The sequence below is a fragment of the Synechococcus sp. CS-205 genome (assembly GCF_025128255.1).
Taxonomy (GTDB): Bacteria; Cyanobacteriota; Cyanobacteriia; order PCC-6307; family Cyanobiaceae; genus Regnicoccus_A.
Window position 1 is genome coordinate 23312 of record NZ_JAHLZB010000032.1, and the last position, 13606, is coordinate 36917.

The 13606-nt window shown below is 67.9% G+C and carries 11 protein-coding genes; 4 read left to right on the top strand and 7 right to left on the bottom strand.

Annotation, left to right across the window (positions count from 1 at the left end):
• Window positions 1-6: 6 nt before the first annotated feature.
• Window positions 7-1017 carry a tRNA dihydrouridine(20/20a) synthase DusA gene (gene dusA / locus KQ297_RS08245; RefSeq protein ID WP_259738995.1) on the top strand — a complete coding sequence of 337 codons (1011 nt, stop codon included), beginning with the start codon at window positions 7-9 and terminating at the stop codon, window positions 1015-1017.
• Here dusA and argH read toward each other — a convergent pair.
• From argH to KQ297_RS08275, 6 genes are all read right to left on the bottom strand, one after another.
• Window positions 1014-2426, bottom strand: a complete 1413-nt coding sequence (gene argH, locus KQ297_RS08250; protein WP_259738996.1) for an argininosuccinate lyase — start codon at window positions 2424-2426, stop codon at window positions 1014-1016. The two genes, dusA and argH, sit on opposite strands and share 4 nt — an antisense overlap.
• Window positions 2427-2482: 56 nt before the next feature.
• Window positions 2483-3847: a PP2C family protein-serine/threonine phosphatase gene (locus tag KQ297_RS08255; RefSeq protein WP_185464779.1), complete on the bottom strand. Its 1365-nt coding sequence runs from the start codon at window positions 3845-3847 to the stop codon at window positions 2483-2485.
• A gap of 73 nt (window positions 3848-3920) precedes the next feature.
• On the bottom strand, window positions 3921-5435 hold the full coding sequence (gene ftsY / locus KQ297_RS08260) for a signal recognition particle-docking protein FtsY (protein WP_259738997.1): 1515 nt from the start codon (window positions 5433-5435) through the stop codon (window positions 3921-3923).
• 6 nt (window positions 5436-5441) lie between these two features.
• Window positions 5442-6056: a transcription antitermination factor NusB gene (gene nusB / locus KQ297_RS08265; RefSeq protein WP_259738998.1), complete on the bottom strand. Its 615-nt coding sequence runs from the start codon at window positions 6054-6056 to the stop codon at window positions 5442-5444.
• Window positions 6057-6087: 31 nt separating this feature from the next.
• On the bottom strand, window positions 6088-6840 hold the full coding sequence (locus KQ297_RS08270) for a DUF502 domain-containing protein (RefSeq protein ID WP_185464782.1): 753 nt from the start codon (window positions 6838-6840) through the stop codon (window positions 6088-6090).
• A gap of 97 nt (window positions 6841-6937) precedes the next feature.
• A complete protein-coding gene (locus tag KQ297_RS08275) occupies window positions 6938-7585 on the bottom strand; it encodes an HpsJ family protein (RefSeq protein ID WP_259738999.1) in 648 nt (215 codons plus the stop codon).
• A gap of 64 nt (window positions 7586-7649) precedes the next feature.
• On the opposite strand from KQ297_RS08275, the gene queG reads away from it, so the two are divergent.
• From queG to KQ297_RS08290, 3 genes are all read left to right on the top strand, one after another.
• The gene (gene queG, locus KQ297_RS08280) at window positions 7650-8606 is read left to right on the top strand and encodes a tRNA epoxyqueuosine(34) reductase QueG (RefSeq protein ID WP_259739000.1); all 957 of its coding nucleotides are present in this window, start codon (window positions 7650-7652) and stop codon (window positions 8604-8606) included.
• A 38-nt stretch (window positions 8607-8644) separates the two neighbouring features.
• A complete protein-coding gene (locus KQ297_RS08285; RefSeq protein ID WP_259739001.1) occupies window positions 8645-9562 on the top strand; it encodes a tetratricopeptide repeat protein in 918 nt (305 codons plus the stop codon).
• Between the two features lie 76 nt (window positions 9563-9638).
• A complete protein-coding gene (locus KQ297_RS08290; RefSeq protein WP_259739002.1) occupies window positions 9639-12101 on the top strand; it encodes a DNA topoisomerase (ATP-hydrolyzing) subunit A in 2463 nt (820 codons plus the stop codon).
• Window positions 12102-12112: 11 nt separating this feature from the next.
• Here KQ297_RS08290 and purF read toward each other — a convergent pair whose 3' ends face one another.
• Window positions 12113-13543 carry an amidophosphoribosyltransferase gene (gene purF, locus KQ297_RS08295; protein ID WP_221629833.1) on the bottom strand — a complete coding sequence of 477 codons (1431 nt, stop codon included), beginning with the start codon at window positions 13541-13543 and terminating at the stop codon, window positions 12113-12115.
• Window positions 13544-13606 lie beyond the last annotated feature (63 nt).

Sequence of the window (13606 nt, forward strand, 5' to 3'; positions counted from 1 at the left end):
GGGCGGATGGGGGAGGGAGACGACGCGACGACGCCCGTTGCCGGGGCCTACCGCTTCAGTGTGGCGCCGATGATGGACTGCACCGATCGGCACTTCCGGGTGCTGATGCGGCAGATCAGCCGCCGCGCTCTGCTCTACACCGAGATGGTGGTGGCCCAGGCCCTGCACCACGGCCGCCGCGACAAGCTGCTGGACTTCGATTCCCAGGAACATCCCCTGGCCCTGCAGCTGGGGGGTGACGATCCGGCGCTGCTGAAGGAATCGGCGCAGTTGGCGGCCGCCTGGGGCTACGACGAGATCAACCTCAATGTGGGCTGCCCCAGCCCCAAGGTGCAGCAGGGACGGTTCGGCGCCTGCCTGATGGCGGACCCGGATCGGGTGGCCCGCTGCGTGGAGGCGATGGCGGCGGCCTCACCCCTGCCGGTGACGGTGAAGCACCGCATCGGCATCGACGATCAGGACAGCTATGAGCTGCTGCTGGCCTTCGTCGACACGGTGGCAGGCGCCGGGGCCTGCCGGTTCAGCGTGCACGCCCGCAAGGCCTGGCTCCATGGCCTGGACCCGAAGCAGAACCGCACGATTCCGCCCCTGCGCCACGATCTGGTGCATCAGCTCAAGCAGGACCGGCCCCAGCTCACGATCGAACTGAACGGAGGCCTGCAGAGCCTGGAGAACTGCCGGGACCACCTGGGCCAGGTGGATGGGGTGATGGTGGGCCGCGCCGCCTACGACCATCCCCTGCGCTGGGCCACGGTCGACCGGGATCTGTTCGGCTGCCTGGAACGGCAGCCCGCCTCAGCATCAGCGGTGGTCCGTGGCCTGATTCCCTATGCCAGCCAGTGGTGCGGTACCGGCGGACGCCTCTGGCCGATCGCGCGCCACCTCGTTCACCTGGTGGAGGGAGTGCCGGGGGCCAGGCACTGGCGCCGCCGGCTGGGGGAGCGGGCGGGGGAGCGCAGCGCGGGCCCCGAGGTGCTGGAGGCCGCCGCCAGGGAACTGGAGCAGCGAGGCCTCTAGGAGGCTTTCGCCTGGGCCGCGAGGCGCTCGCGGCAGCGCTTGAGTTGCTCAGCGACCCGCTCGAAGCCCGTGCCCCCCTCACTGCGGCGGGCGGCCACCACCTGGCGGGGCTGAATCGCGGCGTGGATGTCCGCCTCGAAGGCGGAATGGAGCTGCCGCCAACGCTCCAGGGGCAGATCCCGCAGCAGCAGCCCCTCGGCCAGGCAGGTTTTCACCAGCCCACCCACCAGCTGGTAGGCCTCGCGGAAGGGAACACCGCGGGCCACCAGGTAGTCGGCCACATCGGTGGCGTTGGAGAAGTCGGCCGCCACGGCCTGCTCCAGCCGCTCAGGGCGGAAGCGGATGCCCTCCTCCAGCAGGATCGCCATCGCCTCGAGGCAATCCCCGGTGGTGCGCACCACATCGAAGAGGGCTTCCTTGTCTTCCTGGAAATCCTTGTTGTAGGCCAGGGGAAGCCCCTTGATCATCGTGAGCAGACCCATCAGGTGGCCGAACACCCGGCCGGCCTTGCCGCGCACCAGCTCGGGCACGTCCGGGTTCTTCTTCTGGGGCATCAGGCTGCTGCCGGTGGCACAGCGATCGGTGAGCCGAACGAATCCGAACTCCTCGCTGGCCCAGAGGATCACCTCCTCCGAGAGGCGACTGAGGTGGACCAGGATCAGGCTGGCGGCGGCACTGAACTCCACGGCGAAGTCCCGGTCGCTGACCGCATCGAGACTGTTGGCGTAGATCTCCTCGAATCCCAGTTCCTCGGCCGTGAGCCGCCGGTTGATCGGCACCGGTGTGCCGGCCAGGGCCGCCGCCCCGAGGGGCGAGATGTTCACCCGGTGTCGCACGTCCGCCAGGCGCTGACGGTCACGCTCGGCCATCTCCACGTAGGCCAGCAGGTGGTGGGCCAGGGAAAGGGGCTGGGCGCGCTGCAGGTGGGTGTAGCCCGGAATCATGGTGTGCAGGTGGGTCTCCGCCTGGTCGAGCAGGGCCTGCTGGAAGCGCTCCAGACCGGTATCGAGACCATCAATCGCCTGGCGCAGCCAGAGACGGAGATCGGTGCCGACCTGATCGTTGCGGCTGCGGCCGGTGTGCAGCTTCTTGCCCAGCGGGCCGATCAGGGCGATCAGGCGGTGCTCCACCGCGAAATGCACGTCCTCCGCCTCCACCCCAGGTTTGAACAGACCTTCGGCCGCCTCTGCGCGCACCGTCTCCAGGGCGACGATCAGCTGATCCGCCTCCGCATCGCTGATCACGCCGCAGCGGCCGAGCATGCGGGCGTGGGCGATGGAGGCGTCGAGGTCCTGCTGCAGCAGGGTGATGTCGAAGCCGATCGAGGCATTGAAGCGTTCGATGGCCGGATGGAGGCCTTCCTCGAAACGGTCACTCCATCGCGCCGGTTGGGAAGCCTGTGCCGTCATCGAAGCCGAACCATGCCGCGAATCGTCAGCTTGGCACCCGAGCCCTGGGGTCGCCCTCAGCCCGGCAGGGAGGGAAGCATTACCTCCTCACGCACCTTCAGCACCACCATCGAGGCATCGTCGTCCGGCTGGCGGCCGGAGCCCACGAACCTGTCCAGCCGCTCGAACAGCGCATCCAGGACGCCCTGGGCGCTCTTTCCCGCCCGGCAGGCCTCGGCCAGATGCCGCTGCAGGCGCTCCTCATCGAAGCGCTCCCCGGTGAAGCCGAGGGCCTCACTGACCCCATCGGTGTAGTAGAGCACCACGTCACCAGGCTCCAGCACCACCCGTTCGCAGCCGTAATGGGCTTCCGGCTGCAGACCGATCAGCAGTCCAGGAGCATCGAGCCGCTCGACACCATGGCGGTGGTGCCGCCAGATCAAGGGTGGGTTGTGGGCAGCGTTGGCGTAGCGGAGCACGCGACTGCGGGGATCGAAGTCGGAATAGAAGAGGGTGACGAAGCGGTGCGAATGGGCCAGATCCTCCTGGGCCAGTTCGTTCAGGTCGTGCAGGATCCGGTCGGGGGCATGACCACTGAGCACCTCGGCCCGCAGCATGCCCCGCAGCAGGGTCATCAACAGGCTGGCGGGCACCCCCTTGCCCATCACATCGCCCATCACCAAGGCCCAGCGGGAGGTTTCGCGGCGGCGGCCGCTGAGCCGGGGCCGGGTCGGGATGAAGTCGTAGTAGTCGCCCCCCACTTCGAAGGCCGGCCGGCAGCGGGCGGCCAGCTCCACCCCATCGATCACCGGACAGCGGTCGGGAAGGAGCTGGGCCTGGATCTCGGCACCGGTGCTGAGCTGGCGATCGAGGCGCTCATGGCGGCGGCGGTCCTCCTGCAGCAGCTCGGTTTCAATCGCCACCCCGGTGAGGTCGGCCACCAGCTGCACATGGCGCCGGTGGACATCGCTCCAAGTCAGCCCCTCGGCGCTGCCGAAGACGTAGAGGCGACCGCGCGCCCGGTTCCGGGCCACCACGGAGGTGCCGAACAGCTGCACCTCCCCCAGCAGCCGGCGCACCTGCAGATCGAGCTGGGAGACTTCCTCCTCTTCAGCCAGACCGGCGGGCAGATCCAGCTCCCCCAGCTGGCGCAGCAGCTCAGCGCTGCGGGCCGCAGGACTGGCCTGGGTGTGCTCCCGCCAGAGGCGCCCATCGGGGTGGAAAACCACCAGCAGACTTCCCTCCGCTGCCACCAGCCGGGAGGAGACCAGGGGAACCAGCTCCAGGAAGCGGTTCAGGTTGGTGAAGCTGCGCAACGCAAAGCCGAGGGAGGCGAGCAGCTCCTGGTTGCGCCGTTGCTCGCGACTGAGGCTGTCGAGCAGTTGCCGCAGCGAAGCCGACGCCGTGAGGGCCTGATGGGGCCGGGGCGGTGGCTGGGGCACGCGGGCTGGCGTGCGGCTCGAAACAGGCGGCCGCAGGGGCCGAACGGTAGCAGCATTCCAGCGGTGGGGCGCTTCAGCCGGAAAGCAGCGCTTCGACGAACTCGAAGCTGTTGAAGGGCCTCAGGTCGCGGATACCCTCGCCCGCGCCCACGAACCGGATCGGCAACCCGGCTTCGGAGGCCACCGCCAGGGCGACGCCCCCCCGGGCACTGCCATCGAGCTTGGTGATCACCACGCCGGTGAGTCCGGCGGAGCTGGCGAAGGCCATCGCCTGCCGCAGGCCGTTCTGCCCCTGGCTGGCATCAAGCACCAACAGTGATTCCACCACCGCTTCAGGAGCGAGCTTGTCGACGATGCGCCGCACCTTGCTGAGCTCCTCCATCAGGTTGTTCTTGGTCTGCAGACGACCGGCCGTGTCGACCAGCACCAGTTCGGTGCCCTTGGAGCGGGCCGCGCCGATGGCGTCGTAAACCACAGCAGCCGGATCGGCATTGGCGCTGGGGTTGGCAATCACGGGCACACCGCTGCGCTCGCCCCAGACGGTGACCTGCTGCACAGCGGCGGCGCGGAAGGTGTCAGCGGCGGCGATCAGGCAGCTGTAGCCGCTGCGCACCGCCAGGTTGGCCAGCTTGCCCAGGGTGGTGGTCTTGCCCACCCCGTTCACCCCCACCAGCAACCAGACGTTCAGACGGTCACGCCGGGGGGCCAGCAGGGGTTCGCCACTGGCCTCGATCGGTGCCTCGAGCAGACCGCGGAGCTGCTCCTTGAGAAAGCGCAGACCTTCGGCCGGCTCCACGACTTCTTCGTTCAGGCGCTTACGCAGCGCCTCGAGCACGTGGTCGGTCGCCGTCACGCCCACATCGGCGCGAAGCAGGCTTGATTCCAGGTCGTCGAGCACCTCAGGGGTGAGGGGATCGTCGCCGAGGGTGTCGAGCAGCTGGGTGACCAGACCACGACGGGTCTTCTCCAGGCCGCGGCGCAGACGGCTGAGCCAGTCGATCTCTTCAAGCGACACCTGATCGGCCCGCAGGCCCTGGGCCGCGAGCACCTCGGCGGACCAGGTGAACTCGGCATCGAAGGAACCGAGTTGAGGGCTGGCCTGCTCACTCGCCGGCTCCTGCGTTTCGGTTGAAGGAACGCTCGGGCTGGCCGGGGCCTGCAGGTCGGGGCTCGGGGAGAGCACGGTGCGCTGCCGCTCGGCCCGGCTGGCCGCGGCCAGCTCCAGCAGGGATGGCTCAGGGGCCGTGGCTGATGGTGGGGTCGGGGCCTCGGCAGCAGGAACCGCTTCCGGTTCAGGCGCTGGGGCAACCACTGGTTGAGGGGTTGCCTCAGGCTCCTGCGCCTCGACGGTCGGCTGGCTGCGCTCCTGCTCGGCCTTGAGACGGGCATAGGCCTGGCGCGCCCAGTCCAGGGCGTCCTGATCAACCGCGGCCGTGGCGGGCTGAGCTGGCGGCGCCGGTTCAGAAGCCGGTTCAGGCGCCGGTTCATTGACGGGGGTAGCGTCAGCGTCAGAAGCCTCCGTGGCCTCAGCAGGCTCGACCGGCGGCTCGGTGGGGGTGGTGCGGCGCCGGAACCAGTCGAACACCATGCTTGCTCAGGAAATGGACGTGGTGAGGCGGCGCAGGATCCCGTTGATCATCCGGCGACCCTGATCATCGCTGTAGCGGTTGGCCAGCTCGACCGCCTCGTTGCAGGCCACCGGGGCCGGCGTTGCGAAGGTATGCAGATCCACGGCCGCCAGTCGCAGGATGTCGCGGTCGATGCGGGGCAACCGGCCCAGACGCCACCCTTCCATCACGGCATCGAGCCGTGCATCCAGGGCATCGCGCTCCTGAAGCACGGCGCGGGTGCGGGCCAGCGCACCCTCACGGATCTCTCTCTGGTCGGCGAGCATCAGCAACCGCGGCAGCTCCAGGCTGGCGGAGAGCCGATTGAGCGCCTGCTCGGCATGGGCCAGACCCCGCTGCAGGTGATCACGCACCTGGGGCAGATGATCGGCCCCATCGACCAGTTCGCTGTCAAGCAGCTGCTGTTGGGCCTGCTGGAGGTCGAGCTCGGAGTTGTCGAGCGCCTCACGCACGTGCTGGGCCAGGCTGGCCAGAGCCTGCTGCAACAGGCTGTCGAAAGGCAGATCGGCCGGCGGGACGCGGTCATTGACCTGGCCCAGCATCAGCAGGGCCAGTTCTCTGGAAATGGATCGACTCGACATCGGGTGGGGCGAGGGGGTCAGGCCGGCTTGTTCAGGCCTTGTTGGGTGGAACGGAGGAGAAAACCGGGGCGCGCAACTGGGCGAGAAGGCTGGAGAAGCTTCGGCTGGCCGGGGTTTCACGCTCATCATCAGGGCTGACGATTCCCGCGGAGATGATCGTTCGAAAGGCATCCTCCACCGAGAGGTCCAGATCGCGGACCGCCGTTTCCGGCACGACGGCATACCAGCCGGTGGTGGGGTTGGGGGCCGTGGGAATGAACACGCTCAGCATCGGCTGATCAAATCCCCCCTGCAGGGCATTGCCCAGAACCCCCGTGACGAAGCCGAGGGCAAAGAGACCCTTACGGGGATATTCCACCAGCACGACTCGCCGGAACCGGGTGGAGTTGTCGCGGAACACCGTCTCCAGCAACTGCTTGAGGGTCTTGTAGACCGAGCCGGCCAGGGGGATGCGCTGGAGTGTTCCTTCCCCGAAATCGAGCAACCAGCGCCCGACGATGTTGCGGGCCATCAGGCCGATCAACAGGATTCCCAGCAGAGGCACCAGCAGCCCCACCCCCAGGTTGATCAACTCCTGCAGGAGTGGATTCAGGGTGTTGAAGGGATTGAATTGCTTGGGGATCGAGGTGAGGAAGGCGAGCACAAAGCGGCTCACCGTCGTCGCCAGCCAGATGGTGGTGGCCAGGGGAATGACCACCAGCAGACCGGCGATCAGATCGTTCTTGAGGTCCTGCTGCAGCCGGGTCCCCAACGGTTGATCAGGTCTGGGGCTTGACTGCACCAAGGATGGTTCCGGTTGTCCGTTGTTCGGAATGCTGCCTGCAACCTAGCCAGCCGACAGGGCGGGCAGAAGTTTCAGGCTGGTTCCTCGCCGTGCTGGTTCAGATCAGGGCGGCCAGAGCCAGAAGGGTGAAGGCCACCGCCAGGACCACGGCCGAGCCGGTGCCGGCATAGCGACGCTGATTCACCGCCATGGCCTGGGTCCTCTCCGCCTCCTGGACCTGCTGCTCCATCTGCTGAAGCTGGCGGTCGATGAAACCGCGGGCGGCCTCCTGCTTCTGCTCATCGGTGGCCTGGGGCGGCACCTGGCCCGACTGCTCGGCCTGACGCACCAGTTGCTCGAGCACCTGGGGATTCTGGCTCTGCTGCCTGGCCATCTCCAGCTGGCTGCGCTGGGCCGTCAGGGTCTGCTCGGTCTTGGCGGTGAGCACGCCGTCGCCGCTGATCGCCACAGGCACCGACACCGCCAGGGCAATCGCCAGCAGTGCAGCCAGGACGGCAACCAGCCAGCGCAGGGGGGTGCGGGCATCGCTCTGATCGAGACGGGAGCCGAACAGGGCCAGCAGCAGGCCCACCAGTGCCATCGGCGACTGGGTGATCAAACGCTCGATCACCATCTGACGAAAGGCTTCCTCCTCCCAGCTCCAGGCGGAGACAACGGCGGCCAGCTGCAGCCCCAGCAGCACGACGAGGGTGAGGCCGAGCCAACGCAGGAGATAGCCAAGACGGCCGGAAGGGGCAGTGGTCAAAGCAGGATGGCGATCAGGGGCAACTGTACGGGTGAGATCAGGCCATCCCCATCGACCGGCCGCCATGGCTGGCTCGGGCGTCCTGCTTCAGGAGCTGGCCGCGGCGCTCAAGGATCAGGCCAGGGACCTGGGATTCGAGCCGGTGGGCCTGGCCGCTCTGCCCGGGGATGGGCGGCTGCCCCTGCGGAATGCGGCGCTGGAGCGCTGGCTGGAGGCCGGTCATCAGGCCGGCATGGCCTGGATGGCCGACCCCCGCCGCCGCGATGTCACCACCCTGTTGCCAGGGGTACGCAGCCTGCTGGCAGTGGGCCTGAACTATCACGTCGCCACAGGACGGGCCCCAGGGAGCCTGGCGGTCGCCCGCTATGGCTGGGGCAGGGACTACCACCGGGTGATCGATGGGCGCCTGCGCCGGCTGGGGCGCTGGCTCGAAGCCCGCTGCCCCGGCGTGGGCTGGCGGGCCTGCGTCGACAGCGCTCCCCTGCTGGACAAGGCCTGGGCCGAGCAGGCCGGTCTCGGCTGGATCGGAAAAAACGGCAATCTGATCCACCCCAGGCGGGGTTCATGGATGTTGATCGGTCACCTGCTCACCACGGCCGATCTCCCCGGCGATGCACCGGCGGAACCACTCTGCGGCCGCTGCAGCCGCTGCCTCGACGCCTGCCCCACCGGCGCCATCAGCGAGCCCTTTGTGGTCGATGCCCGCCGCTGTCTGGCTTATCACACCATCGAGAACAGGGACGAAACGCTGCCCGCGGAGATGGCTGCCGCCATGGGTCCCTGGGTGGCCGGTTGCGACATCTGCCAGGACGTCTGCCCCTGGAACCAGCAGACGATTCCCAGCTCGGACGATCCCGACCTGCAGCCCAGGGACTGGATGCTGAACCTGCACGCCGAGGAGGCCCTGGGCTGGAGCGATGCCGACTGGGACCAACGGCTACGAGGCTCCGCCCTGCGGCGGATCAAGCCCTGGATGTGGCGACGCAATCTGCGCTCAGCCCAGGCGGAGACGAACCCCTGAAGCTGGCACTTAGGCTGCACTCCAGATCGAAGGCTGGAATGGCTCCGCGCTGGTTCAAACGTCTGGCGACGGCTCCTCTGGCCATGGCCCTGGTGATCGGCTCTGCCCCATCGGCGCGCGCCCTGGTGCCCTATGTGTACGTCCCCAAGGGTGAGGAACTGGAGGCGGCGGGGCTGGGCATCGCCCAGGCGGCCACTCGCCTGCTTCGGCTTGGACAGGCTGATGACGCGGCCCGGCTGGCCGCCCTGACGGTGCAGCTGTTGCCGAACGACCCCCGCGGCTGGGTGCTGCTGGCGGAAGCTCAGCTGCGCAGCAACGAGATCAAGGCCGCCGGCAAGTCCCTGGCGCGGGCCAAAGAACTCGATCCCCGCAATCCCGGCATCTGGTTCGCGGAAGGCTCCCTGGCCCTGCGGGACGGTCAGCCGGGCCAGGCGGTGGGTCTGCTGGAAACCGGACTGAGCATCGACGGCAAGAATCCAGGTGCTCACTTCGATCTGGGCAACGCTCGCCTGCTCCTGAACGATCCCCAGGCAGCCCTGAGGTCGTTCGAGAGGGCCTCAGGGCTGCGCCGGGATTTCTGGGAGGCGATCAACAACCAGGGACTGGTGCTCTATGAGCTCGGGCGTAACGACGACGCCATCCGCCGTTGGCGTCGGGCCCTGGAGATCAACCCCAAGGCCGCCGAACCCATGCTGGCCCTGGCGGCGGCCCTGAATGCCAGGCCCGCCGACCAGCAGGAAGCGCTGCAGATGGCCAGTGAGGCTCTGGCAATCGAGCCCAACTATGTGCTCGAGGCCTACCAGAAGGAACAACTCTGGGGACCACGGCTGCGCGACAGCACCCGCCTGCTGCTCGAGAACCCGGCGATCAAAGCCGCCACCGACCGTGCCAATGCCAATGCCACCGGCAGCAGCGAGGGTGAAGACTCCAGGGATGACGGCTCCGAAGAGGAGTGAAGCCGGCCGTGGGATTGGGCCACCCCAGACGGGATCTGTAGGCTGAGCGCCTTCAGCCCTCAGACCTCAGAACCGGATGGCCGAGGAGCGCGTCCAGCCGATCGCCCTGCATCAGGAGATGCAACGGTCGTACCTCGAGTACGCCATGAGCGTGATCGTGGGCCGCGCCCTGCCCGATGTGCGCGATGGCCTCAAGCCGGTGCAGCGGCGCATCCTGTTCGCGATGCATGAACTGGGCCTGACCCCGGACCGGCCCTATCGCAAGTGCGCCCGGGTGGTGGGGGATGTGCTGGGCAAGTACCACCCCCACGGCGACCAGGCGGTCTATGACGCCCTGGTGCGGCTGGTCCAGACCTTCGCCAGCCGCCATCCCCTGCTGGATGGTCACGGCAACTTCGGTTCGGTCGATGACGATCCACCGGCCGCCATGCGCTACACAGAAACCAGGTTGGCGCCGATCGCCCACCAGGCGCTGCTCGATGAGATCGGAAACGACACGGTCGATTTCGCCTCCAACTTCGATGGCTCCCAGCAGGAGCCCACCGTGCTGCCCGCCCAGTTGCCGTTCCTGCTGCTGAACGGCTGCTCAGGCATCGCCGTGGGCATGGCCACCAGCATCCCTCCCCACAATCTCGGCGAGGTGGTGGAAGCCCTGATCGCCCTGATCCGCAAGCCTGAGCTGAGCGACGAGAAGCTGCTGGAGCTCGTGCCCGGACCCGACTTCCCCACCGGGGGGGAGGTGCTGGTGGGCAGCGGCGTGCGCGACACCTACCTGCAGGGCCGCGGCAGCATTCCGATGCGCGGCATCGCCCACATCGAGGAGGTGCAACCCGGCAAGGGTCGGCACCGGCGCAGTGCCGTGGTGATCACCGAGTTGCCCTATCAGCTGAGCAAGGCGGGCTGGATCGAGAAGCTCGCCGAGCAGGTGAACGACGGCAAGATCGGCGGCATCGCCGACATCCGCGACGAGAGCGACCGGGAAGGGATGCGGGTGGTGATCGAGCTGCGCCGGGATGCCGACGCCGACAAGGTGCTCGCCGACCTGCAACGGCGTACCTCCTTGCAGAGCAATTTCGGGGCCATCCTGCTGGCCCTGGTCAACGGCCAGCCCCAGCAGCTCAGCCTGCGCCGGATGCTGAGCCACTTCCTGGAATACCGGGAACACACCCTGATCCGCCGCATCAGCCATGCCCTGCGCCGTACCGAGGACCGGCTGGAGGTGGTGGAGGGACTGATCCGGGCACTCGAAGCCCTGGCAGAGGTGATCGAGCGGATCCAGGCCGCCAGTGATGCCGCCAGCGCCAAGGCCAGCCTGCAGGTGCATTTCGATCTGAGCGAGCGCCAGGCCGATGCCGTGCTGGCGATGCCCCTGCGCCGATTGACCAGCCTGGAGCAGGACGGACTGCGCCAGGAGTCGGTGGACCTGGTGAAGGAGCGGGAACGGCTCCGCCACCTGCTCGACGATCGCCAGGCCCTGCTCAACGCCATGGTGGCTGAACTCAAGACCCTCAAGAAGCGCTTTGCCACCCCCCGCCGCACCCGGCTGGTGGCCGGTGGCGACGAGCTGGTGGCCCAGCGGGCGGCAGCGGTGCGCCCCAACACCGAACTGCAGCGCCAGCAGGCCCTCGACGCCCTGCCCGGAGATGGACGGCTGCTGATCCAGGCCGACGGCGTGGTGCGGATCGTGGCACCCCAGATGCTGGGGCGGCTGCACCTGGATGAGGCGGCACCCCTGGGGGAGCATCCAGCACCGGCACGCCTGATCCTGCCCGTGGCCCAGAAGCCCGCGTTGCTGGCCTTCAGCGCCAGTGGACGGGTGGCCCTGCTGCGCTGGGAGTTCGCTGCCCAGCAGCCCGGATCGCTGGAGAAGTTCCTGCCCGAAAGCCTGGTGGGCGATCCGGTGGTGCAGTTGCTGCCCATGCCGGAGCAAAGCGGTGGAACCCTGGGCCTGCTCAGCAGCGATGGCCGCTTCAAACGCCTGCCGATCGACACCTTCCGCGAACTCTCCGGCCGGGCCGCCACGGTGCTCAAACTCAAGGAGGGCGTGCGGCTGAGCCGGGTCGTCCCCTGCGCGGACGAGCAGGACCTGGTGGTGGCCAGCACCACCGGTCGACTGCTCAGGCTGGCGGTCAACGACTCCAGCCTGCCGCTGATGGGCAAGGCCGCCCAGGGTCCGATGTTGTTGCGCCTGCTCCCTGGCGAAAGCGTTGTGGGCGCTGCCTGCGTCGATCCAGGGGCCGATGTGCTCCTGGTCAGCCGCCTGGGCCAGCTCAGGCGGCTCGCGGTGAAGAGCCTGCGCCGCTGCGAGCGTGGCGACCTGGGTCAGATCGGTCTGCGCTTCAGTCAGCGGCAGGATGAACTGGTGGATCTTCAGGCGGGAGGAACCTCGATCGTGGCCCTGAGGTTCTCCACAGGCCGCAGCCTGCGCCTGGCAGTCGAGAGTCTGGAGCTGAGCACCGGCGAGCAGGACCCCAAGGATCCACTCTGGCCCTGTTCAACGGCTGAAACCGTTGTGGAGCTGGTGCCCTTGCTCAGCTGAGGGGGCAAGGCTCAGACCCGGGCCGCCAGACCCGTTGGTTCGAGCATCAACTTGCTGGAGCGCACCGCGTCATCCATCTCGATCGGGTAGTTGCCATCGAAGCAGGCCGTGCAGAAATGGGAGGCCTGGTCGTGGGCGGCCTCGAGCATGCCCTCCTGGCTGAGGTAGGCGAGGGAATCGACGCCGAGATGGTCGCTGATCTCGGCCAGATTGAGCCGGGCAGCGATCAGCTGGTCCTGGTTGTCGGTGTCGATGCCGTAGAAGCAGGGGTGGGTGACCGGGGGTGAGCTGATGCGCATGTGCACTTCCGTGGCGCCGGCCTCGCGCAGGGCCAGCACCAGCTTGCGGCTGGTGGTGCCACGCACGATCGAGTCGTCGATCACCACCACCCGCTTGCCCGCCAGCACATCCGGCAGAGGGTTGAGCTTGACGCGAATGCCCGCCTCCCGCATCGCCTGGGTGGGTTGAATGAAGGTGCGGCCCACATAGCGGTTCTTGATCAGGCCATCGGCAAAGGGAATGCCACTGGCCTTGGAAAAACCGATGGCGGCGGGAATGCCGGAATCGGGAACGCCGATCACGATGTCGGCCGCGACGGCCGTTTCCCGCGCCAGCACCTCCCCGATGCGGTGGCGGTAGCTGTAGAGCGATTCACCGAAGAAACGGCTGTCGGGTCGGGCGAAGTAGATCATCTCGAACACACAGAGCTTGGTGGGCTCCTCGCACCAGCGCTGGCGGGCCGGCAACGGATCACCGGCGCTGAAGCGGATCAGCTCGCCGGGACCCACATCGCCGTCATAGGCGGCGCCGATGATGTCGAGCCCGCAGGTTTCACTGCTCACCACCCACTGGCCCTGGTGCTTGTCGCCGATGTGGCCGAACACCAGCGGCCGGACCCCGTGGCCGTCGCGCAGGGCGAAGAGACCATCGGGAGTGCCGATCGCCAGGCTGAAGGCCCCACGACAACGGCCGGCGGCATCGCGAATCGCCTCCTCCCAGCCCAGCCCCCCATCGACGGCGTGTTGGAGGGCGAAGGCAATCAGCTCGGAATCGGTGGTGGAGGTGAACTGGATCTCACTGGCCTGCACCGACTGACGCAGATCCTCCACATTGACGAGATTGCCGTTGTGGGCCAGGGCAAAAGGACCGAGGCGGGTCATCAGCACCACCGGCTGGGCGTTGCAGACCCGACTGCTACCGGTGGTGGAATAGCGGTTGTGGCCCACGGCAAGATCGCCGGGCATGCGCTCGAGCACGTCCTGATCAAAGACCTGGCTCACGAGGCCCATGTCCTTGTGCAGCCTCACCTTGGCGCCGTTGAACACCGCGATGCCTGCAGACTCCTGACCCCTGTGCTGCAAGGCGTACAGACCGAAGTAGGTGAGGTTGGCCACCTGCTGACCAGGGGCGTAGACGGCGAAGACCCCGCAGGCCTCCTCCATCCGGTCGGGCCGTTCCGGCGTGGGGTGCGCGCTTGCCACAGGCCCGTTCACCTTTCCTTTACC

Excerpts from the sequence above, each read along its gene's own strand:
- dusA (WP_259738995.1), top strand. The coding sequence starts at position 7 with ATGGGGGAGGGAGACGACGCGACGACGCCCGTTGCCGGGGCCTACCGC.
- argH (WP_259738996.1), bottom strand. The coding sequence starts at position 2,426 with ATGACGGCACAGGCTTCCCAACCGGCGCGATGGAGTGACCGTTTCGAG.
- ftsY (WP_259738997.1), bottom strand. The coding sequence starts at position 5,435 with ATGGTGTTCGACTGGTTCCGGCGCCGCACCACCCCCACCGAGCCGCCG.
- nusB (WP_259738998.1), bottom strand. The coding sequence starts at position 6,056 with ATGTCGAGTCGATCCATTTCCAGAGAACTGGCCCTGCTGATGCTGGGC.
- queG (WP_259739000.1), top strand. The coding sequence starts at position 7,650 with ATGGCTGGCTCGGGCGTCCTGCTTCAGGAGCTGGCCGCGGCGCTCAAG.
- KQ297_RS08285 (WP_259739001.1), top strand. The coding sequence starts at position 8,645 with ATGGCTCCGCGCTGGTTCAAACGTCTGGCGACGGCTCCTCTGGCCATG.
- KQ297_RS08290 (WP_259739002.1), top strand. The coding sequence starts at position 9,639 with ATGGCCGAGGAGCGCGTCCAGCCGATCGCCCTGCATCAGGAGATGCAA.
- purF (WP_221629833.1), bottom strand. The coding sequence starts at position 13,543 with ATGGAGGAGGCCTGCGGGGTCTTCGCCGTCTACGCCCCTGGTCAGCAG.